Raw genomic sequence first — 22452 nt, forward strand, 5'->3', positions numbered from 1 at the left:
TCCTACGATGTCGTAGGAGTCATCAGCTTGCGCAGGCCGCGCAGGCGGTTAGGGCGAACTCCATCACCCAAAGTTGTATACATAGAGTATCAATCGTCCGCTGACAGGGTCAATCAATTTTCTTATCAGCGACGCAAGAAATGATTTTTAATCTTCCGATTAAAAAACAGGTGGAAACACTATCTCTATAGAATTTTGCTTGCCTGAGATTTCCTGATTAAGAGGTTGCATAAGATGTCGGATCGAAACAAGCGCCGCTACTGGGTCAATGGAATGGTTGCGCTTCTCGCTGTTTTCGCCGTCGTTGCGGGTACATCTGCCTCGGCGCAGAAATCGCCGTCGACCAGAAGTAGCTCCATTAGCATCGGCCCCACAGTTACCATCCTTCTCGATCCCAGCGAGCCTGCACCGATTCAGCAGGCGACCGAGGATGTCGCTTCCGACTTTGAAAAAGTGTTTGGCGCAAAGCCGAAGATCGTAACTCGCCCGGAAGATGCTGGGCAAGCGACGATCCTGATCGGAGAGCAGTCGCAGCTCCCCGAAGCGATGCGTCCCAGCGGATTGACCGCGCCGGAATCGTTCTCCATCTCGACACACAAGGCCAGTTGGAATGCGAAGCGTCCGACAGAAGTGGTTGTGCTGGCCGGGGCCGACCTGCGCGGCACCGTCTATGCAATCTACCAGTTCTCGCAGGAATATCTCGGCGTCGATCCTATGTATTACTGGACCGATCACGAACCCGCTCGGCGCACCCACATCGAAGTTCCGGCTTCGCTCAACGAGGTCTTCCCTGCGCCAGTCTTCAAATATCGCGGCTTCTTTCTCAACGACGAAGACCTGCTGACGGGATGGGCTCCCGGAGAGAAGAAAGACAAGACCGGCATCTCGCTCGACGTGTGGAACAAGGTCTACGAGACCATACTGCGCCTCAAAGGAAACATGGTGGTGCCCGGCACATGGATCTTCCCTGACGATCCGCAGATCGCTCTGGCGGCAAAGCGTGGCCTGATCATGAACCAGCACCACGCCATTCCTCTCGGACTTAACGTGGCTCGCTGGCCTAAGAACGTTCCCTACAACTACACAACGCATCCTGAGATTCTCGAGCGCGCCTGGAAAGATGCAGTCGCGACCTATCCGGCGCATCAGGAGATCCTCTGGTCAGTCGGCCTGCGCGGCCTCTCCGATGTCAGCTACGATTCGATGGACCCCAGCGTCAAAGGCAACGACAAGGCCCTGGGAGCGTTGATCAGCAAGGCCATCGCCGATCAGATGCGCATCGTGCGCGCCGCGCATCCGGACGCGAAGTTTGTCACGGATCTTTGGCAGGAGGGAGCGAGGCTGGTCAAGCAGGGCGACCTCACCATCCCTCCCGAGGTCACGCTGGTCTGGGCCGACACCGGTTATGGGTATCTTCAGGACAATGGACAGGTCGCCGCGGGCCAGGGCGCTTACTATCACGTCGCCATGATGAACGACCGCTCCAACCAGCTCACGGAGATGGTGCCCGTCGACCGCATCGACTCCGAACTGGGCCGCTACATCAAGGCCAAAGCCACGGCGTACCTGCTGCTCAACACCAGCGACATCCGCCCCGTCTCCATGACCACCAAGGCGGTGATGGACATCGCATGGAAGGGCCTTCCCACCGAGAGCGCTCACCCGGCCAATGACTTCTATCGTCAATGGGCTACCGAGGAGTTCGGAGCCAAGGCCGCGCCTGCCGTCGCCAAGGTCTACGAGGCATACTTTCAGGCCCCGGCGCACTTCGGCACGCCGCCCCTCGAGTATGGCGACCAGCTTTATCACACCGAATCGCGGCGCATGATGCTGACCTACATGATCGACTCGCCGATCTACTCCGTCCCCAGCCAGGCTCCGAAGTGGGAGCAGCCACGAATCGCCGGAGCGTCTGACCGTGCAACGGAGAAAGCGTGGCTCAACACGACTGCGGCAAAAGAGATTCAGCAGTGCGACGACGCACTGCCGCGATGGGACGCGGTGTGGAAACAGGCCCTCGCCGCCGAGCCACTGGTTACGCCATCGCGGCTTCCCTTCTACCGCGCCCAGGTGCTGGCCATGATCGCAATCAACCGCGAGAGCAACCGGACATTATTGCTCATCTCCAAGGCCATTCAGGATGCCGAAAGCGGAGACAGCGCTAAAGCTCATCAGGAAGCGGAAGAAGCTCTGAGCGCATTGGATAATATTCACCGCGCCGAAGCCGATGCTGAGTACGGCAAGTGGAAGAACTGGTATCACGGAGACTGGCTGACGGGCGTTCCCAGAACTCGCGAACTGGTTGAGGTCTTCGCGAAGTTCCTTGAAGATCCATCGACTCCGTTGCCGCAGCCGCTTCTATGGAACGGCTGGGAGGGCTACTACCACATCATGCACTACGAGGGAGACCGCTCGGCCGACGTGCAATAAACGAGGAACCATGCACCGGCCGCGTATGTCAGCCGGTGTACTCTTCTTCCTGGTTCGAAGCGACGGCAAAGATCGCATTGCTGTGGTGTGCGACTATATGGCCCAGCGCCACCGCGCCGAGGCAAAGCAGAACCGAAAGTACAACGTTCGCCAGCGCACGGCTCCACTCTCCGGTCCGCAGCAGGTCGAAGGTCTGCAGGCTGAAAGACGAGAAGGTCGTAAAGCCACCGCACAAGCCGACCATCACGAATAGCCGGATGTTCTCAGGAACTTCGAACCGGCTGCCGGGAAAGGTAAACGTGCCGAAGAAGCCCATGACGAAGCAGCCAATCACATTAATGAGGATCGTACCCCACGGAAAATTCGTGCTGCTATCGAGAGTTAGCCGCGTCAGCGCATAACGCAGCACCCCACCCAGTGCACTGCCTAGTGTTATCCAGAGATAGGTTGACATCCTGCCCTCGTAGTATGCCCGCCTTGGCGAGCGTATTGAACCGGCAGGAGTCATCAGCCCTATCGGGCGGTTTCGGGAGACTCCATTCCCCTCGACAAGATGCTATTCCCGCAAGACACTCCTTCGCAAATCCGAATTGCAGCGGCTTACCCTCTCGCCGCCAGCAGCACCTTCAACTCTCGCACCTCGGCAGAAAGCGTTCGCACCAATGCCAGAACCTCCCTCCGCTCGGCATCATCGGAGCTCGGCGTCTTCGCCTCGACATAGAAGGTGCCGTTCGGCTCGAGCACGCACTTCTCCACCTCGGCGTAGGAGTTGAGTCCCTGCTTATGAAGCACGGACTTCAGCTCGAGTTCCGTGAGGGCCTCCTTCTTCATAGCCGCCTGGTCCAACACCCCGTGTCGTATCAGCACAGTCTCCGTGCCCTCGACGATTTTGTCGAGCTTCGGGCTTTTGAACAGTACCAGCGTCAGCAGCCAGTTGATCGCCAGCAGGGCAAACGCTCCAATGATTCCCCCGGTCACGGAGTTATCGTCCCCGATCATTGCATTCTGCACCGTGTTCGACAGGCTCAACAGCACCACCAGGTCGAACGGGTTCAACTGCGCCAGCTCCCTCTTCCCAAACAGGCGGAGAAACCCAATCAGGAAGAGGTAGACGATCATGGGCCGCAGCAGCTTCTCCAGAATCGGCAGATGGAGGGCAAACATACTCTGGATCACAGAAAAACTCCTTTTACGGTTGTTCCGTCACTGCGACTGCAAATCAGGCGTATCTCTTCTGGTGCCACTCCCATGCGCTGGCAACAATCTTGTCCAGCTCGGCAAACTGCGGCTTCCAGCCCAACTCCTTCTTGATCTTCTCGGAACTGGCCACCAGCACTGCCGGATCGCCAGCCCGGCGCTCGAGTTCTTCGACCGGAATCGACTTCCCGGTCACTCGGCGTACCGATTCGATTACCTCGAGCACGGTAAAGCCCTGTCCGTTGCCAATGTTGTAGATCAACCGGCTCTCGTGGCTGAGCGCTTCCAATGCAAGCAGGTGGGCTTCGGCCAGATCACGTACGTGGATATAGTCCCGGATGCAGGTGCCATCCTTGGTCGGATAATCCCGTCCAAAGATCTTGATGTCCTTCCGCCTTCCCAGCGCCACATCCAGAATCAGCGGAATCAGGTGCGACTCTGGTTCATGCGCCTCGCCATAGCCCTCAATCGCTCCGGCTACGTTGAAGTAGCGCAGGCTGGCATACTTAAACCCATGAATTAGGTTCATCCACCTAAGCATTTGCTCTACAAGGAGTTTGCTCTCTCCGTAAGCATTGGTGGGTTGCAACTTGGCATCCTCAAGAATCGGCGTCGACTCCGGCTCTCCATAACAGGCAGCCGTGGAGCTGAAGACCAGCTTGTCGTGTCCAGTGGCCAACATCGACTCCAGCAGCGTCAGCGTCGAGGCCGTGTTGTTGCGGAAATAAATCTCCGGCTTCTTCATGCTCTCCCCCGCCTCGATCAAGGCGGCAAAGTGCATGACGCCATCAAAACGGCCGTCGTTCAGCGTTTTTTCCACAATCGCCCGGTCCGCCAGATCGCCAAGAATGAACTTTGCTCCTTCGGCTACGGCGGATCTCTTGCTGTGGCACAGGTTATCGAACACCGTCACCGAGTGCCCCTTTGCCAACAACAGACGCGTCACCGTCCCGCCGATATATCCCGCCCCGCCTGTTACCAGAATCTTCATGAAAAAATCTCCATTTATCCTGCAATTTGTTCTCTACTTGGATACCACAAAAGTACCAGTGTCAATCACATAGCCTTCCGGCACTATACTTGCAGTAGACAATCTGCAGAGTGCCGGCACACAAAACAGAAGTTACTCCCCAAAGCACGGCACCTGCTACAACCTTTTCTTCCTCTTTTCTCGTCTGTCTATATAGAAGTTAAATGACGGAGCAACTATCTCCCTCGCAATAAAAGTTTTATCGGGCAGATCGACAGAGTTCGATCACTCGACGGATCTCCGACAGAAGTTGTTCGGAGCTTTTTCATCCCGTTTCCCCCGGTTCTGGTTGTGTCGCCGGGATCGGCCTCATGCTCCGCCTCGATGATGAGGCATTACGAAGGACTTTTATGGTAAAGCCGCTTCGCAGCGACAACCCAGCACCGCAGAATATCCAGTTCAAGCATTTTGGCATTTTGAATGACGGCAGCCAGAGCAAAAGCTCGCTGTATAGCTCCATCGTCATCAATGTCCTGATCGCAGTCGTCATCATTATCATCGGGGCCGCAGTAAGAAACACGATTGTTCCGCCCGAGAAAAAACTCGTCACCCTGATCGAGCCGTTACCGCTCAAGCCACCGCCCCCTCCTCCGGTCATCCACACGCCGCCGATGCCCAAGCCGCCGGTGGTTCAGCCTCAGCCGCCCAAGATCAAAGTGCCTGAGGTCAAGGAGCCTGAGCCCAAGGTTCCGGTTGTCCACATGACGCGTCCTGTTCCTGTCGTGGTTCCGGCGCCGCCCAAGCGGATCGAGCCGCCGCCTGCGCCCAAGGTCGTTCACCTGGGACGCGCCCAGGCAGCTGCTGTCGTCAATAACTCCCCCCATCCCTCCCCGGTGGCCCTGGGACGTCCTGACAATCCCATTGCACCTTCCAACCGACCCGCCGTCAGCTCCATTAATCTTGGGCAGAGGGGTATGGCCGGCATGCCTGCCTCCAACTCGGGAGCAGGACCTGCCGCCAAAGCCGTCACCCTTGGCTCGGGTTCCTCCGGCAGCCAGAATATGAATGGCAGAGACAATGCATCAGGCGCCGTCCGTGGAGTCCGTCTTGGCGTTGCCGGAAGCAATGGCCCGATGAACTCTCATAGCCGCGAGGCTGCCAGCCCGGTCAACCTCGGTCGAGTCGCGCCGCCCCCTGCTGGACCATCCTCTGCCCCAACCTATGCCCGTTCGGGATCTGCGCCGAAGGTCTTGTACAAGCCTCGTCCGCAGTACACTGCCGAGGCGATCAAGGAGCATATCGAAGGCACCGTGTCGGTTCGACTTCGCGTCTCTGCCTCGGGCACCGTCCAGGTGCTGGGCGTTACCCGCGACCTCGGGCACGGTCTGGGCGAATCCGCCATTCGCGCCGTGGAAGGGACCCGCTTTTCTCCAGCCACCGATGCATCCGGACGTCCAGTCGATTGGGAGGGCGTTGTCAATGTCGCATTCCAACTCGCCGGATAAACCTATTTGTTTGAACGTAGTCTGACTAGCTAACATGAAGATCAAATTAAGAAGGCTGACCGCAAGGTCGCCGCAGGAGCCGCAAACAATGATTTACGGGAAACATTCAACCGCCGGTGCGTTGCTGGCACTCTTTGTCGCAACCACCCTCCCTGCCGGTGCAGCAGGCTTCCCGCACTTTGGAAAAAACAAGCAGGACACCAGCGTCATGTCTTCCCGCAAGCTGACGCCGTCACAGAACGCTCTGATCGACAAAGCGATCACTCGCGAGAAGGTGGTGATTGCGGCCCTCAAGCAGCGCGCTCCCCTCGTCGAGACTTATATTCAGAACATGAAGCCGGACCCGGTCATGGGCCAGGTACCTGAGTCCGATCAGCACTTTCTCGGACGGGTCGACTTCAATAACGTCATTGGCGACAACGCCTATGAGAACAAATCGACCTCCCGCGGGCCGCTGGGATTTTTCAAGCATTCCGGCTCCTACATCACCGGTCTCGGCAACACCCTGCACATGAACTTCAACTCGACCGGCTTCGTGCAGATGCTGCTGATCGACTCGAACAACTTCGACCGGCAGCACTACATCTTCGGCTTTGTTCGCAACGAGTTCCTCGGCAACATGCCGACCGCCGTCTTCGACGTTGCCCCCACGCCGGGGACGAAGTCGGTGGGCCGCTTCTTTGGCCGCATCTGGATCGAGACCAACGGCGGCAACGTCGTTCGCTTCAATGGAGACTTCGCAGGCAGCGAAAAGGGCTACCGCGAGTTCTATCACTTTGATAGCTGGCGTACCGCCGTGCAGCCCGATCTCTGGCTGCCGACCTCCGCCTACGTGGAAGAGAGCGATTCCAACAGCCCCTCGCACACGCTGAAGTTCAAAGCGATCAACCACATCTGGGGCTATTCCTTGAAGGTTCCGACCCAGGAGTCGCAGAACACGTCGCTTGATGTGGTCGGCGCAACCGACGTCAGCAACGATGCCCAGGATGTAAGCCCGCTGGGTGCCCAGCGCGCATGGGTTCAACAGGCAGAAGACAACGTCATCGACCGTCTCTACCAGGCCGGCCTGCTCGATGCACCCAGCGACTTCGACAAGACGCTTGCCGACCTTGCGAACAACATCCTGGCCTATAACAACATCACGCTCTCTCGGCCCATCCGCGTGCGCACGCTGCTCACCCAGCCACTGGAGTCGCTGGCCGTCGGCAACACCATCATTCTCTCCAAGGGACTGATCGATACGACCGGCATCGTCACCCAGGACGGCGCGCAGCAGATGGGCAATCTAAATGCCCTGCTGGCCTTCCAGGTCGCCCATATCATCCTCGGCCACCGCCTCGATACCAAGTACGCCTTCAACGACCAGTTGCTCTTTCCCTCGACCTCGGTGTTCAAGCGCATCCCCATGCACCACACGGATGCCGACAATGAAGCCGCTGCGAAGAAGGCGATCGAGCTGTTGAATGCGAAAGAGCTGGTTGGCGGCGAGCAGTACTTCGGCCTCTACCTCCAGCAGCTGCAGCAGCGCATCAAGGCGCTTCAGGCACTCAACCAGCCTCAGCTTGGAGACGGCCTGGTCAGAAGCGACAAGGACTCCACCTTCTGGATGCAGGCGTTGACGAGCAAGAGCCCCAAGCTCAACGTGAACGATCTGAAACAGCAGGCAGCCATGCCGCTGGGTGCGTTCCTTCGCTTCAACCCCTGGACGGATCAGGTAACGGTGATGCATACCGCTTACGAGCCTCTCCTTAGCCCGGCTGACAAGATGCCCTTTGAGGTCGAACCGGTCTATCTGAAGCTGAGTCCGTATCAGGAACCGTCTGAGGCAGCCCCAGCGGCAGCTGCACCTTCACCAGCAGCTCCGGCAAACGCAGCGCCTCCGGCTGCAGAGCCGCAGGCCACCGTTCCACAGCAGTAACTTATCGAAGAGGGCGTGGGTACGGGGCGTTTTTTGGCTCTCCCACGCCTTCCTGGTTAAGCAACTGACTCGTTCAAATTTTCTTCTGAATTGGCTTTCCCCAACCAATATCCCCTCAGGAGGGTATCTCTTTGAAACTGCACACTCTTATTGGCTGTTACGCCTGCGTGCTTGGCCTCACGGCGTGGTCGCATGCACAAGCTGTTCCCACGGCATCTCGCTCAGGCAGTCTGCAGATCGGCGGAGGCGTCACCTACGCCCGTCCAGACTACGGCGGAAAAGGAATCGGTGGGTTATCGGTCTATGGAGACTATGACTTTACCCGGCATCTCGGCGTCGAGGGAGATATCCACTTCGTCAATATAATCACGCCAACCGATATCTCTGAGAATTCCTACCTTGTCGGTCCACGGTATCGCTTTCACTATCATCGTTTCACCCCCTACGCCAAGGCGTTGTTCGGACTTGGTCGTTTTGGATACCAGACTCCGAGTCAATATCTGAAATCTGCAACCTATACCTATGGAATGCTATCGTTTGGCGGAGGAGTCGATTTGCGGGCGACAAGGCACCTGAACGTTCGCGCCTTCGATTTCGAGTACCAGGACTGGCCCGGATTCAGGAATAACGGCCTTTCTCCTATCGTCATGACCGTCGGTGTCGCGTATTCTTTTCATTAGACCTCTTTCGATTGAGATGGGCGCAAGCCAACAGTTTCAGGAGATGTGATTGCTTATAAAATTTCTTGTCTTCATCAGCCTTGCTGGTGCAGCGACCACGGTATTGGCACAAGCCAGGCCGACTGCTTCCCGCACCGCTGATCTTCAGATCGGCGGCGGCTTTACCACGGCCAACTCCGATTACGTTCCCAACCGCATCAATGGCGGCGCAGCCTACTTCGATTACGACTTCATCCACCATATTGGCATCGAAGGCGAGTTCCATTTCGTCAAGGATGGAGGAGGTTCAGAGGTCTACGAAAAGACCTATGAGATCGGTGGCCGCTACCACCGCACCTATGGCCGGTTCTCTCCCTATGCAAAGGGAATGTATGGTCGCGGCGTCTTCAACTTCCCTGCCTTTCCCGGCTTTCGGCACGCCAATCTGGCTTACAACCTCTTTGCCGTCGGCGGAGGTGTCGATTATCGAGTCTTGAAGCACCTCAACGCACGAGCCGACTTCGAATACCAGAGATGGCTGGGCTTCCCCCAAAGCGGCCTGACACCCACGTTGTTCACCTTTGGCGCGGCTTATCACTTCTAATCCATAATTCTTTTCAAATCAATGCCCCGGCTCATACCGGGGCATTGATTTGCTTCTGACGTAGAAAACCTCAGGCACCCCCAGCCTGTTTCATCTGGGCTACGACATCGGCGGGCTTCCACTCGTTGTTGGGGTACCACGCGATGATCTTGCCATCCTTGCCGACAAGAACGGTCGACAGAGAGTGGGAGAGAGTTTTGCCGCTTCCCGTAATGCCCACGTCGAAGTACTGGGCAAGTGCAGGCAGCTCTTTTTCGGTAGGTGCGGCAAAATCCCAGTGTAGAAACTTCTCCTTGGTATACAGCCCCGTGTAGGCTCCGCCGTAGCTGCGCAGCACCTTCGGCGTATCGTAGGCGGGATCAAAACTGATGCTGAGCAGATGGGTCTGCTGATACAGTGCCGGATCGGCGGCGAGAGCCTTATCGACTTCGGCAAAGTTGCGGCTCATGCGGACACAGAAATCAGCGAGCGGGCAACGGGTGTAGATGAAGGTGAGCAACAGCACCTTGCCCTTGAACTGCCCCAGATGGATCGCGCGGCCGCTCTGGTTGAGCAGCTTGAAGTCGGGCACCACATCCCCCACCTTGGGGATGTGGTACTGAACGGCAGGGACGTAATCCGGACGCGCCTGCGAGATGATTACGACGTTATCCAGACGAACGTTGGCGAAGTCACTGCCATCCTTATCGGCAAGGACCGTAGCCGTGATGCGGTCACCGGGATGAAGTTCCGTGGCGACGATCGGGTCCTTGAGCTTATAGGGCATTGTCATCGCGTCCATAAAGCCGGGAACGGCCTCGGCGTCGAGAGTTACGCTGGATGCATCGGTGCTGACGACCTTGCCGCGTATCGGAAAGGTGGCCTGTGCCGCAGTGGAGTTGCCTGATGCCGGAACCGAGGACTTGCGACAGCCCGACAGGAGAGCAATGAAGAGGAGAACGACGAAAGCTTTTCTGGGCAAGGCAAGAACTCCTGGATTGATGATAATGGAAAGAGCTTGGTGGGGGTTGCATGGCTGAACGGATCAAGGTCTCTCCATCTGCCGGATTGATGCACTTCGGGTTTGTGTTAACCGGCCTGGGAACGGCGTTGCTGGGGCCGATCTTGCCGTTGTTGACCCGGCAGTGGCACTTATTGGACGCGCAGAGCGGGCTCTTGCTGTTGGCACAATTTTGCGGCTCATTTGCAGGTGGCGTCAGCGTCTCACGGTATCTGCGCAGAAGCCTGCTAACGGGTCTATTCGCCGCCGCCGCAGGCTTTGGTCTATTTTCAGTTGCGTCTGGTTTGGCAGCGGCGTGTACCGGCCTCTTCCTCGGTGGCTTCGGATTGGGCCAGATCATTGCGTCCACCAACATTATTGCGGGACGACGCTATACCGAGCATCGCGGCTCAGCCCTGGCGCTGCTCAACTTCTCGTGGAGCTTCGGGGCAATGCTCTCCCCCCTGCTGGCTGCGTGGCTGCTCCCACGATTCGCATTGCGCGGAATGCTGGAGTGCTTCGCCGCACTGTTTTTGGTCGCGGGCCTGGCAATGACCGTCGAGATAGGTGGCATGCCGGAAGAGATCGAATCGGCCGAAGCTCCCGCAGAGAGTAAGCAGCTACGCTGGGGAGTCTTCCTCTACTTTGCCGCGCTGCTGGTTCTTTATGGCGGCCTCGAGACCTGCCTGAGCGGATGGCTGACGACATACGCTCTGCGATATGGCGACAAAACTTTGGCCATCAGTGAATACACAACGTTGCTGCTCTGGATGGCTCTGACCGCAGGGCGTGCCGGGTCCTCTGTCGTCATGCTGCGGATTGGAGAGAAGACAGTCCAGCGTTGGGGAATGGCTCTAGCTGTCATCTTTACCGCTGGACTGGCGACAGCGCATTCGGCTATGGGGATTGCGGTGTTTGCCGTATTGCTGGGCTTCAGCCTCGCTCCCTTCTTTCCATCGACATTTGCCTTGTTGATGACTGAAAAACCCGCCGCTCGGCAGGCAGGCATTGTACTCGCCGTATCAGGTTTGGGCGCTGCAGCTTTACCGTGGCTGATGGGAGTAGTTTCGACGCGAACGGGATCGCTGCAGGTGGCGCTTGCACTACCGCTGGCAGCCGCAATCCTGTTGCTCGTGATGAGTCTGTGGAGAAACTCCAATCCGGCTTCAACAAGCTGATTTTCCAACGGTGCCGGGCGTATAACCGAGAGAGGGATGGTGAAGATTTGCTGCCAGTAGAGATTGCACAGGCGCTCGGGCGCGGCGCAGCCGTGGTGACGGGAAATCAGCGCGCGGCGCGAACATTGCGGGTTGCCTTTGATCGCCAGCAGCGCTCCCTGGGGTTGGATAGCTGGAAGCCTCCTGCGATCATGGCATGGGACGTGTGGACAGCAGATCTTTGGCACGCGCTTCTGGTCGGCGGCCACACTTCGAAGCTGCTGCTGAACCGAGCACAGGAACATGCCGTGTGGCGCAAGATTCTGGAAGCAGATGAAGAGCTGCGCAGCCTCCGCACGGTGGACTCTCTTGCAGAGATGGCGGCGCAGGCATGGAGTCTGCTCTGCGGCCACAACGGACAGGCGCGGCTGCGCGGAGCCGCCGTGAGTTCCGATACACGCGCCTTTCAACGGTGGTCCTCGAAGTTTGAACAGCAATGCCGAGCAGATGGATTGCTGGCTCGAGCGCAGTTAGAGTCGGCGCTGCAAGCTGCAGCCTCTGCCGGACAACTTAAAGCTGAAACAACGTCAGAAGTTGTGCTCCTCGGATTCGACTCGTTGACTCCAGCCCAGTTGCAGCTCGTGGAAGCATTGCGGGATGCCGGAGTAAAAATCGACGAATTGCCAATCGCCATCACGTCAGAACAGCAATTGATCGTCACAATCGCAGAGGAGCGCGAGGAACTTCGGGTTGCAGCCCTCGGAGTGCGAAAGCTGCTCGAGCAAAATTCGCGCGCTCGCATCGCGGTCATCGTGCCCGATCTTGAGAAGCAACGCGCCGCGATCGATCGAGTCTTCCGAGAGATCCTTGCTCCAGAGTTGGAAGATATTACGGCCAATGCAAATTCTGAACCCTTTGAGTTTTCCGTCGGTGTGATGCTGGCGGACACTCCCATGGCGGCAGCAGCCTTGGATTTGCTGCGCTGGTGCACAGGCGCACTTCCTCTGGAGCGTGTGAGCAGGTTGCTGCTCTCTCCATATCTCGCAGCGATCAAAGCAGAGTACGGTGTCCGAGCCGAATTCGATGCATTCGAACTGCGGCGGGCAAAGCTTCTACGTCCTGAGATTTCACTGGAGTGGTCAATTAAGGCGATAGAAGGCTCCAGGCGCAAATCAAAGTTGACCGGCCTGCTCAACAAATTGCGCATGATGCTCGTAGCCTCGAATCGACTAACAAAGAGCGCGCTGCGACCGCATTCAGAGTGGGCCGAAGCGATGCGGGAACTTTTGGCGGCTGCAGACTGGGGAGCAGGCAAAGGTGAGGACAGCGTTGAGTTTCAAACCCGGCGAAAATGGGAGAGCGCTCTGGATGAACTATCCATGCTCGATTTCGACGGGCAGCGCGTCGGGTTCGTACAGGCGCTGGACGCGCTGGCGCGAATAGCGCAGCAAACAATGTTCGCGCCTGAGTCGCGCGAAGCGCCCGTCCAGATCATGGGTCCGCTCGAAGCTGCCGGTTCAACATTCGACGCTATCTGGTTTATGCGAAGCGGCGATTTGAGCTGGCCTCTCCCGAGAAGAGCGAACCCTCTGTTGCCCTGGCCACTGCAACGTGATCTTCAGATGCCTGGTGCCGATGCGCAGTGGGATGCGAATCAATCACAGCGTATGACCGAGCGCATCGCCGCAAGCGCACCCATCACGGTGTTCACCTACGCAGCCGAGTCTGCCGAAGGGCGGCAGCGCCTGTCCTCGGCGATGAATGGATTAGCGCTCGAAGCAGTTGCCGTTAAAGCAATCACAGCAGCAGAAACGGCGCCCACCTTCATTGACACCGAAAAGATCGAGGACATGGGCCGTTTGCAACCGCTGCCCGATCAAGTAATTCACGGCGGCGCTGAGATACTGCGCCTGCAAGCCGCTTGTGGGTTTCGCGCATTCGCAGAGCGTCGTCTCTGGTCAACGGAACTTCGCACCACAGAGATGGGCCTGGACGCCGCAGAGCGCGGCACCATCGTTCATCTTGTGCTCGAAAGTTTTTGGAACGAAGTTAAGACTCAGAGCGCACTGAAGGCCATGCAACGCTCCGAGCGCGAGGCTTTGCTGAATCGATGCATAACGACTGCTCTCCAAAAGAGTGAGAAATTGAGTGAGACCTCCTGGGATGCAGCCTATCTTGACATGCAACGCGAGCGTCTGCGAAACCTGCTGGGGCCATGGCTTGATCTTGAATTAGCCCGGCCACCGTTCGAAGTGAAGCTCAGCGAAAAGAAATTGGAAGGCGTACAGATTGGCCCCCTACGCTTAAGCGTGCGTGTTGACCGCATCGATATCGGCGAGGGCGGCGACATCATCATCGATTACAAGACCGGTGTGGCCAAACCGAGCGAGTGGCTCTCAGACCGACCGGACGCTCCCCAGTTGCCGCTCTACGCTGTCTTGTCCGAGGCCGAGCAACTGGAAGCCGTGGCATTCGGCCAGGTACGCGCAGGAAAAGATATGGGTCTGCAGGGATTCGCCACCAGCGCAGACTCGGGAATTCGAGTACCAAAACAACATCCCGACGATCTTGAAAACCAGGTCGCGGAGTGGCGGCAGGTTCTGACTTCGCTCGCCGAAGATTTTTACCATGGTGACATCCGTGTAAGGCCGAAGAGTTTTCCATCGACCTGTGCCTACTGCGCACAACGCCTGCTGTGCCGCATCGATCCAGCTTCGTTCGATCAAGATGATGAAGAAACAACGGAGGCAGAGCGTGACTAAGCTATTCGTTGTCGGATCTGAATCGGAGACAAAAAATAATCCTAATGCCGTAAGGCCGCCCGATTGGCGCGAGCGCGAGAAGGCGCTCGATATTAGGCAGTCGTGGATCGTAGAGGCTCCAGCAGGTTCCGGAAAGACCGGGCTTCTCATTCAGCGATATCTGAAGCTGCTGGGCGATGAAAGCGTAGAGCAGCCCGAGCAGGTGCTGGCAATTACGTTCACGGTTAAAGCGACGGGAGAGATTCGGGAACGCGTTGTCACTCAACTGGAAAAAGCATCGCGAAATGAGCCCCTACTGAGCAACAGCGAGTTCGAGCGGGAGACACGCACGCTCGCCGAGGCCGTTTTGCGCCGCGACCAAATACTGGAGTGGGGGTTGCTGGAACGCCCACGCAGATTAAGGGTGCGCACTATCGACTCTGTCTGTGCCGAAATTGCCAACTCACTGCCTGTACTCTCAGGCGGTGGCGGCGGCCAGTCGCCCGTGCTAGATGCTTCGCGGCTTCATCTCGAGGCAGCGCGGCGCACATTGATGCAACTCGGCGGCCAGAACCATTCCCTGAACGCCGCACTGCGGCTAGTTCTGCTTCACCGCGATGGCAACCTCGCAGAGTGCGAACGCCTGCTTGCCGCAATGTTGGCGCTACGAGATCAGTGGGGTGAGTTGGTCCCACTCACCGGGCGTGATCTCGACGACACCTATCTCGATGAGACCGTGCTACCTCGCCTGGAGCGGGCATTGGAACAAGCGATCTGTGCTGCGTTGACGAGGCTTTCGCAGGCCCTTCCGCCTGACATCCTGCACGAGCTTTCGCAGTTTGCCGGAGAGTTGGGTCATGCAAGCGGCTATAAGAATTCGGCATCGCCGATCGCAATCTGCGCGGGATTGCACACAGCTCCAGAAGAGTCTGCGGAGCATCTCGCACATTGGCGTGCACTTATTCACCTGTTGACGAAGAGTGATGGAGGCTGGCGCTCCGGCTTCCGCAACAACTGGCTCAAATTCGAGATCGACAAAAACGATGCCGCACGACTGAAAGCATTTGTCGAAGAACTAAGCGATCGCGATGACATATTGGCGGCAATTCAGGCAATCAATTACCTGCCTCCCGCAAAATATCCGCAGGAACAATGGGTCGTAGCGAAGGCGCTCTTTCGCGTTCTCAGCCACGCATTGGCGGAGTTGCAACTCGTATTCGCCGAGAGTAGAGAATGCGATTTCGCCGAACTCGGACTGTTGGCGAAGTCTGCCTTGCGTCGCGAAGACGGCGTGCACGATCTGGAAGCGGCATTAGGCATGAGGCTGCAACATCTGCTGGTCGACGAGATGCAGGATACGTCGACCAGCCAGTATGAGCTGATCCAGTTGCTCACCCAGAATTGGGACGGCCACAGCCAGACTGTCTTTCTGGTTGGCGATCCGAAGCAATCGATCTATCTCTTCCGGCAAGCGCGAGTCGAGCGCTTCGTGCAGACAATGCTGGCAGAACAATTGGGCGACTTGCCAGTGGGAAGTCTGCGCTTGACCACCAACTTCCGTTCGCAAGAAGGACTGGTGAGTACGTTCAATGACGATTTTTCGCGGATCTTTCCCAGCACCGTGGATGCAGCAACTTCAGGCGAAGTCGCGTACGTTGCGGCTCAGGCAATACGCGGGAGATCCACGAACGCAGCAAGCGATGTTGTCTGGCATACCAATCGGTTGCCAGCCTCCGATGCGCTCACCCGCAGAAAACAGACGAAGGCGGACGCACAATCTGTTCGCACAATCATCGAGCAATGGCAGGCCCGTCCATTGCCTGAGGAGCGAAAAGAGCCTTGGAAGATTGCCGTCCTGGTGCGAAGCCGCAGTCATTTGACTGACATCGTCGCCACATTGGAAAGAGACAATGGCGGAGGGTCAATTCCCTATCGCGCCGTCGACATCAAGGCTCTTGGAGAGCAGCGCGAAGTGCTGGACCTCTTCGCGCTGACGCGTGCGCTCTTTCATCCAGCAGACAGGGTGGCATGGTTCGCCGTATTGCATGCTCCATGGTGCGGCCTGGAATCCTCTGAACTGCATCTGCTCGCCGGAGCAGACGACGATACGTGGGCAGAGCGGTCCATCGACGACGTTCTGGCAGAGCGCGGGCATCTGCTGAGTGAGGAAAGCTGTGAGCGACTGACTCGAATCTGGCCGGTCTTACAAGCCGCATCGGAGCACCGCGACAGACTGACGACAGCACAATGGGTTGAGCGAACGTGGCGCTCCCTGGGCGGCGATGTCTACCTGACGCCCGAAAAGATGGAGAACGCGCGGCGCTACCTGCAATTGCTGGATGAGTTCGAAGAGCAGGCTGTCTCAATCGACTTGAACCTGTTGAGGTCGCGGCTCGATAAGCTCTACGCTGAAGCGGCAATCCACGCAGGCGCAGTCGACCTGATGACGATCCACGGAGCAAAGGGGCTGGAATGGGATGTAGTGATCGTGCCGGGACTGGAAAAGCGGGCACGTGCATCTGGTGGGCGATTGTTGACATGGACCGAAATTAATTCGGAAGGGCCTGACGCTGCGCATGTAGTTCTTGCTCCAATCGTCGGCAGAGGAGAGGAGTCGCGAGAGTTGAACGATTGGCTGAACAACATCGAGAAGGCTCGCGATACTGCAGAGCGAAAGCGATTGTTCTATGTCGCCTGCACTCGAGCAAAAGAAGAATTGCATCTCTTCGCCGCTCCTGAGATTAAATCGGACGGCTCGGTCAGTCAGGCATACGGAAGCCTGCTCAGTGCGTCGTGGCCCGCAGCAGAGCGGCATTTCGTTGTTGAGTATGACGCTTCCGACAACGTGCAGGGCAAGCTCGCCCTGTCACATCCGAAGTCCTCACCGGTCGCCGATACATTCGTTGGCAGCTTAGCCGCAACGGTAGCAGAAGAACGACCCGCAATGCTGGAGCGTCTACCATTGAACTTTTTACCAGCGGCGAGATTTGCCGAAATACAAAAGCTCTCGTGTGGAGACATCAGGTCTGAGACGCCGTTAGCTCACTTCAAGCGACCGGAAGGCTCATTTGAGGCACGTGCCTTTGGAAATACGGTCCACGAATTTCTGGAAGTAATCGCGAAGCAACTCGCGCATGGAGCTAGTCCAGAGAGGCTATCAAAAGAATTAGCAACATGGGAATCGCGCATCTCGACAGTTTTACGCGGCAACGGGCTAGCCCTGCCCCGCACAAAGCAACTGGCGTCACGGGTGAGAACGGCGCTTGAAAATTCACTGCGTGACGCTGAAGGGCTATGGATACTGGCAGCCCACAAGGAAGCGTCCACCGAGCTTGCTCTCACCTCGTGGGCAGAGACACGCAGCAATGTCCGGCTCGATCGAATCTTTCGCGCAGGCGCAACCCCGCTCGCTGAAGGAGACGACTACCTCTGGATCGTAGACTACAAAACGACCACCCATGGAAGCGATGGCATCGAAGCCTTTCTCTCCGCGGAACGAGAAAAATACCACGCGCAGATGCGGACCTACGCGCAAACGATCAACAGCGGAGGGAGAAATATCCGCCTGGCGCTCTACTACCCGCTTCTGCCGCAACTAATCTGGTGGGACCCCGAGCCAGCCTGAACTAATCGGTGCGCGGATTATGCCGAACATCGAACCCGCGCACCCAGAAGATGACGTCCTCCGCGATATTGGTGGCGTGATCTCCAACCCGCTCAAGGTTGCGCGCAATGATGAGCGCATTGAGCGACTGCGGCGTCAACTCAGGCTTCTCCTTGATCAGCGAGCTTAGCGCATAAAACGCCGCATCATTCATCTCGTCCACCTGGTCATCGAGCAGAAGCACCGATTGCGCTAATTCCGCATCCGCCTCGATGAAAGCCTGCAGCGCCTTACGCACCATCGCCGAAGCCAGCGAAGCCAGCTTGGGAATATCTACCGGAAGATCGGTATTCGCGAAGGCTCCCATCTCGCGAACACGAATCGCAATATTGACGGCCTGATCGCCAACTCGCTCCAGATCGGCATTGATGCGAATCACCGAGAGAATGAAGCGAAGGTCGATAGCCATCGGTTGCTCCATCGCGAGCAGGTCCAGCGCCATCTGATCAATCTCACGCTCAAGCCGATTGATGGCGGGCTCCGAGCGAAAGACCAACTCGCAGATGCTGAGATCGCGGCTGCTGTAGGCCTCAATCGATCGCTGGATGGCCTGCTCCGCCATGCCTGCCATGATGAGCAATCGCTCCTTGAGATCGTCGAGGTTCTGCTGGAATTTAATCCGAGTCATCCGAACCTCCCGGTGATGTAGTCTTCGGTGCGTTTATCGCGGGGGTTCGTAAAAATCTTGTGGGTCGAGTCGAACTCGACCATCTTGCCATTCAGAAAGAAGCCCGTATTCTCAGCCACGCGTGCAGCCTGCTGCATATTATGCGTAACGATGACGATGGTGTACTGACTCTTAAGTTGGAAGATGAGGTCTTCAATTTTCGAGGTCGAAACAGGATCGAGCGCAGACGCAGGCTCGTCCATCAACAGCACTTCAGGATCGACCGCAAGTGCACGGGCGATGCACATGCGCTGCTGCTGACCGCCGGAGAGGCTGGCCCCCGATTTTTTCTTGAGATCGTCCTTCACTTCTTCCCACAGCGCGGCCTGCTTCAGCGACCGCTCGACCGTCTCGTCGAGCACGCGTCTATTACGAAAGCCGTTGAGCTTCAATCCGCTGACCACATTGTCATAGATCGACATCGTTGGAAACGGGTTAGGACGTTGAAAGACCATCCCTACGCGGCGGCGAATCTCCACCGGCGACGCATCTTTGTAAACATCAAGCTCACCCATTCTGACGGTACCCGTTGCTCGCGCAATCGGATTGGTCTCATGCATTCGATTGAGGCAACGAACAAAGGTGGATTTTCCGCAGCCCGAAGGCCCGATCAGCGCAGTGGCATGGTTCGCGGGAATGTGCAGGTTAATGTCCTGCAAGGTGTGGGTACTTCCATACCACGCGTTTAGGTTCTCGACCTGAATGCCTACTCCCACTAGCTTCCTCCCTTGAGTACGCCGCGGCTGGCATAGATGCGGACGAGCGTGACTGAGACCATGATCATAACGATAAGAACGAGCGAGCCTGCCCACGCCAGCCGATGCCACTCATCGTAAGGAGAGATGGCATAAACAAAGATCTGCAGCGGCAGTGCAGCGATTGGTTCATTGAGTTTGAAGCTCCAGAACTGATTGCCGAAAGCGGTGAATAAAAGTGGCGCCGTCTCTCCGGCAACGCGGGCGAAGGCCAGCATGCAACCAGTGATAATTCCCGGCGAAGCCGTACGAAGGCTGACCGAGAGCACCGTCCTCCACTTGGGAACGCCAAGGCCGAGCGCCGCTTCGCGAATCGCATGGGGCACCGTCGAGAGCATCTCTTCTGTCGTGCGCGTCACGGTGGGCACCATCATGATCGCCAGTACGATGCCACCGGCCAGCGCCGAGAAATGTTTCTGCGGCATCACCACCAGTGAATAAATAGCGATGCCCATCACAATCGAAGGAACACCGTTAAGTACGTCTGCCGTAAAGCGCACCGCGTTGGCAAGCACCTTGCCTCGGCCAAACTCCGCCAGATAAACGCCAGCGGAAATCCCAATCGGAATCCCCATCAGGCTTGCAAGAATAAGGATGACGCCTGATCCCATAATTGAGTTCGCCATGCCGCCGCCGGGTTCGCCCACCGGGGCAGGTACGTGCGTAAAGAAGGCAAGGTTCAGGGAACTTGCACCCTTGTAGACGAGATAAAAAAGAATGGCGGCGAGCGGTGCGAGCACGATAAAAGTAGCAAGGACTGCCAGACCGCCGACAAAATAATTCGTCGCAGAGCGGCGGGCTGTGTTGAAGCGCATCGCCTTCGACTGAAAATTCATAGGACGAGGTTGCGTGGGCGGAATGACAGGCTGCGTGCTCATATCAGGCCGCTCCTACCGGCGCGCCACGCGTGACCGCCCACACCAGAAGGCGGGCAATCGCATTGACGACGATTGTGACCAGGAAGAGAGCGAGGCCTATTTCGATCAACGCGCTCAGGTAAAGATCTCCCGTCGCCTCGGTAAACTCACCCGCAATCACACTGGCCAGCGTGTTAGCAGGGGCGAAGAGCGACTTGCTGATATTGGGGTGATTGCCGATGACCATGGTGACCGCCATCGTCTCGCCCAGTGCGCGCCCAAGGCCAAGCATCACCGCGCCAACGATGCCGATGCGCGAATTGCGAAGAACACCGACGCGAATCATCTCCCACCGCGTCGCGCCCAGCGCGAGAACACCTTCACGCTGGCTGTTCGGGACCGCCAGCATAATATCTCGAGTCAGCGAGGAGATGATGGGCAAAATCATAATTGCAAGAATGATGCCCGCCGTAAGCAGGCCGACGCCAAAATTTGGGCCAGAGAAGAAGCCGGTCCATCCCAGTGTTTTAGTGAGAACCGGGCCAATGACATCTCGCATCAGCGGAACAAGAACAAATACTCCCCACAGGCCATACACCACACTCGGAATCGCGGCCAGCAACTCTGTCAGAAAAGAGATCGGGGCGCGCAGCGGCTTCGGGCAAAGCTCCGTGACGAAGACCGCAACACCAAGCGCAAGCGGTACCGCCATCAATAGAGCGAGAAATGAAGTCGCGAGCGTGCCATAAATAAACGGAAGCGCGCCGAAAGCGCCCGAGACGGGGTCCCATGCCGAACTGGAAAAAAAATTCCAGCCAAATTGCACCAGGCTGAGGTGAGAGCGGACCGTCAAGATCCAGAAGATAAAGGCAACGATTGCAAAAATGCTGCATGCGCAAAGCAGCATCAGCGCCGCAAAGCTGCTGTCAGCGAATCGGCCACTGCCCCGCTTACTGAGATAGTCACGTATAGGCGAAGGCGTCGCTCCACCTGTGGCCGGGTTGGCAACAGCGAAGACGGCAGGCGTACGTGGCGGCGCAGCCGGTAACGATGATCCTGATACTCTGTCGATAGTCATGCGACTCGGAGGCACAATCCTGAATCCTGTGATTTGAGTCTCTGCAGTTGATTGTAGCCGGGTAAAGCCAGCGATGCCGCACGGCTTTTTGAAGCCGTGCGGCAGATCGGCCTAGTGGAGATCCGCAATACTCTTCCGCTCCATGTCTTGGACCTGCGTCGGAAGCGGAGCATACCCCATAGAGGAAGCTTCGCTTTCGCCATGATCAAGCATCCATGTCAGAAAGTCCTTGAGCGTCGCCGTCTTCGCCGCATCGGACGAATGCGTCGGGATCAAGAACCAGGTAAAGCTGCTGATGGGATAAGAGGTATCGCCCGGCGCGTTGGTAATCGAGACCCGATAATCCGCAGGCATGTTCGCAGCGGCACCTGCTGCTGCTGCAGTCACGCCATCCGTGGTTGCAAGAACGAACTTGCCCGAAGCGTTGCGAACAGCGCCGTAGGTCATCTTGTTCTGCAGCGCATAGATCAGCTCCACATAGCCAAAGGACGAAGGCGATTGGCGCACCATCCCGGCAACTCCCTCGTTGCCCTTCTGGCCGATTCCAACAGGCCACTTCACCGAGGTGCTCTTCCCTACCTTCTTCGCCCACTCGGGGCTAACCTTGGAGAGGAAATCCGTAAAGATGTACGTCGTTCCGCTTCCGTCCGAACGATAGACCGGAAGAATCGCCGAGCTGGGAAATTTGACTCCAGGATTGTCCTTCGCCAGCCGTGGGTCATTCCACTTGGTGATCTTTCCCAGATAGATATCGGCGATCACTTCAGGAGAAAAGTTGAGATTTCCCGTAACTCCCGGAATGTTATAAACCGGCACCACCGCGCCCAGTACCGAAGGAATATGCATGAGTGGGACCTTCGATGCCGCAAGCTGCTGGTCCGTCATCGGGCCATCGCTCGCTCCAAAGTCAACCGTCTGCTCCGAAACCTGTCGAATGCCTCCACCCGATCCAATGGACTGGTAATTAATGTGAACGCCAGGATGCGCCGCGGCATACTCGCTGAACCAGCGCGAATAGATAGGATAAGGAAAGGTAGCGCCGGCGCCATTCAGATTCTGCGCGCTGCTCTGGCTCTCCGATGTTGCGGTCGTGTTGGCAGACTGCTTACAGCCCGTGACGCAGAAAGCGAATAACACTGCGGCAGCAATTTTCAAACTCACTCGTTCCACCTGATTACCTCAGAAAATTGGATTTGTGTCTCTTTGAGTGTCGTCCAGCAATGTTAAGCCAAGGTTACAAAGACATGAATGCTGGGGAAAAGCTTGCGTCT

The 22452-nt window shown here is 57.3% G+C and carries 17 protein-coding genes and 2 riboswitches; of the genes, 8 read left to right on the top strand and 9 right to left on the bottom strand.

Annotated features, from left to right (window positions below; all coding sequences use genetic code 11):
- Positions 1–6: 6 nt before the first annotated feature.
- A riboswitch (Fluoride riboswitch) is annotated at positions 7–77 on the bottom strand.
- 157 nt (positions 78–234) lie between these two features.
- Entirely contained in the window at positions 235–2430 is a 2196-nt protein-coding gene (locus VMU57_RS15130; protein WP_325384872.1) for a glycosyl hydrolase 115 family protein, read from the top strand.
- Positions 2431–2458: 28 nt separating this feature from the next.
- On the opposite strand, the gene crcB is transcribed toward VMU57_RS15130, so the two are convergent.
- The 3 genes from crcB to galE form a co-directional block, all read right to left on the bottom strand.
- Complete coding sequence (gene crcB / locus VMU57_RS15135) at positions 2459–2884, bottom strand: fluoride efflux transporter CrcB (RefSeq protein WP_325384874.1); 426 nt, start codon at positions 2882–2884, stop codon at positions 2459–2461.
- A 37-nt stretch (positions 2885–2921) separates the two neighbouring features.
- A riboswitch (Fluoride riboswitch) is annotated at positions 2922–2983 on the bottom strand.
- A 47-nt stretch (positions 2984–3030) separates the two neighbouring features.
- Complete coding sequence (locus tag VMU57_RS15140; protein ID WP_325384876.1) at positions 3031–3606, bottom strand: DUF421 domain-containing protein; 576 nt, start codon at positions 3604–3606, stop codon at positions 3031–3033.
- 43 nt (positions 3607–3649) lie between these two features.
- Positions 3650–4618, bottom strand: a complete 969-nt coding sequence (gene galE, locus VMU57_RS15145) for a UDP-glucose 4-epimerase GalE (RefSeq protein ID WP_325384878.1) — start codon at positions 4616–4618, stop codon at positions 3650–3652.
- 350 nt (positions 4619–4968) lie between these two features.
- Here galE and VMU57_RS15150 point away from each other — a divergent pair, with 350 nt between their 5' ends.
- The 4 genes from VMU57_RS15150 (at position 4969) to VMU57_RS15165 (ending at position 9283) form a co-directional block, all read left to right on the top strand.
- On the top strand, positions 4969–6102 hold the full coding sequence (locus VMU57_RS15150) for an energy transducer TonB (RefSeq protein ID WP_325384880.1): 1134 nt from the start codon (positions 4969–4971) through the stop codon (positions 6100–6102).
- Between the two features lie 88 nt (positions 6103–6190).
- Positions 6191–8020: a hypothetical protein gene (locus VMU57_RS15155; protein WP_325384882.1), complete on the top strand. Its 1830-nt coding sequence runs from the start codon at positions 6191–6193 to the stop codon at positions 8018–8020.
- 131 nt (positions 8021–8151) lie between these two features.
- The gene (locus tag VMU57_RS15160; RefSeq protein ID WP_325384884.1) at positions 8152–8700 is read left to right on the top strand and encodes an outer membrane beta-barrel protein; all 549 of its coding nucleotides are present in this window, start codon (positions 8152–8154) and stop codon (positions 8698–8700) included.
- A 49-nt stretch (positions 8701–8749) separates the two neighbouring features.
- Positions 8750–9283 (top strand): outer membrane beta-barrel protein, encoded by a 534-nt coding sequence (locus VMU57_RS15165; protein ID WP_325384886.1) that lies wholly within the window; start codon positions 8750–8752, stop codon positions 9281–9283.
- 70 nt (positions 9284–9353) lie between these two features.
- On the opposite strand, the gene VMU57_RS15170 is transcribed toward VMU57_RS15165, so the two are convergent.
- Positions 9354–10244 carry an SCO family protein gene (locus VMU57_RS15170; RefSeq protein WP_325384888.1) on the bottom strand — a complete coding sequence of 297 codons (891 nt, stop codon included), beginning with the start codon at positions 10242–10244 and terminating at the stop codon, positions 9354–9356.
- 50 nt (positions 10245–10294) lie between these two features.
- On the opposite strand from VMU57_RS15170, the gene VMU57_RS15175 reads away from it, so the two are divergent.
- Genes VMU57_RS15175 through VMU57_RS15185 form a run of 3 tightly spaced genes read left to right on the top strand, consistent with a single transcriptional unit; the run spans position 10295 to position 17785 of the window.
- Positions 10295–11440: an MFS transporter gene (locus VMU57_RS15175; protein ID WP_325384890.1), complete on the top strand. Its 1146-nt coding sequence runs from the start codon at positions 10295–10297 to the stop codon at positions 11438–11440.
- A 47-nt stretch (positions 11441–11487) separates the two neighbouring features.
- On the top strand, positions 11488–14181 hold the full coding sequence (locus VMU57_RS15180) for a PD-(D/E)XK nuclease family protein (protein WP_325384892.1): 2694 nt from the start codon (positions 11488–11490) through the stop codon (positions 14179–14181).
- Positions 14174–17785 carry a UvrD-helicase domain-containing protein gene (locus VMU57_RS15185; protein WP_325384894.1) on the top strand — a complete coding sequence of 1204 codons (3612 nt, stop codon included), beginning with the start codon at positions 14174–14176 and terminating at the stop codon, positions 17783–17785. The genes VMU57_RS15180 and VMU57_RS15185 overlap by 8 nt, the downstream gene beginning before the upstream one ends.
- A gap of 1 nt (position 17786) precedes the next feature.
- Here the strand turns inward: VMU57_RS15185 and phoU are convergent, their stop codons facing one another.
- The 5 genes from phoU to pstS form a co-directional block, all read right to left on the bottom strand.
- Positions 17787–18452, bottom strand: coding sequence for a phosphate signaling complex protein PhoU (gene phoU, locus VMU57_RS15190; RefSeq protein ID WP_158910540.1), 666 nt, complete (start codon positions 18450–18452; stop codon positions 17787–17789).
- Positions 18449–19207: a phosphate ABC transporter ATP-binding protein PstB gene (gene pstB, locus VMU57_RS15195; RefSeq protein ID WP_325384897.1), complete on the bottom strand. Its 759-nt coding sequence runs from the start codon at positions 19205–19207 to the stop codon at positions 18449–18451. The genes phoU and pstB overlap by 4 nt, the downstream gene beginning before the upstream one ends.
- Positions 19207–20124, bottom strand: a complete 918-nt coding sequence (pstA, locus tag VMU57_RS15200; RefSeq protein ID WP_325384899.1) for a phosphate ABC transporter permease PstA — start codon at positions 20122–20124, stop codon at positions 19207–19209. The genes pstB and pstA overlap by 1 nt, the downstream gene beginning before the upstream one ends.
- A 1-nt stretch (position 20125) precedes the next feature.
- Positions 20126–21181 (bottom strand): phosphate ABC transporter permease subunit PstC, encoded by a 1056-nt coding sequence (gene pstC, locus VMU57_RS15205; RefSeq protein ID WP_325384901.1) that lies wholly within the window; start codon positions 21179–21181, stop codon positions 20126–20128.
- A 111-nt stretch (positions 21182–21292) separates the two neighbouring features.
- Positions 21293–22342: a phosphate ABC transporter substrate-binding protein PstS gene (gene pstS, locus VMU57_RS15210; RefSeq protein ID WP_325384903.1), complete on the bottom strand. Its 1050-nt coding sequence runs from the start codon at positions 22340–22342 to the stop codon at positions 21293–21295.
- Positions 22343–22452: the final 110 nt, after the last annotated feature.

It is taken from the genome of Edaphobacter sp. (genome assembly GCF_035532915.1).
In the GTDB taxonomy this organism is placed as follows: Bacteria; Acidobacteriota; Terriglobia; order Terriglobales; family Acidobacteriaceae; genus Edaphobacter.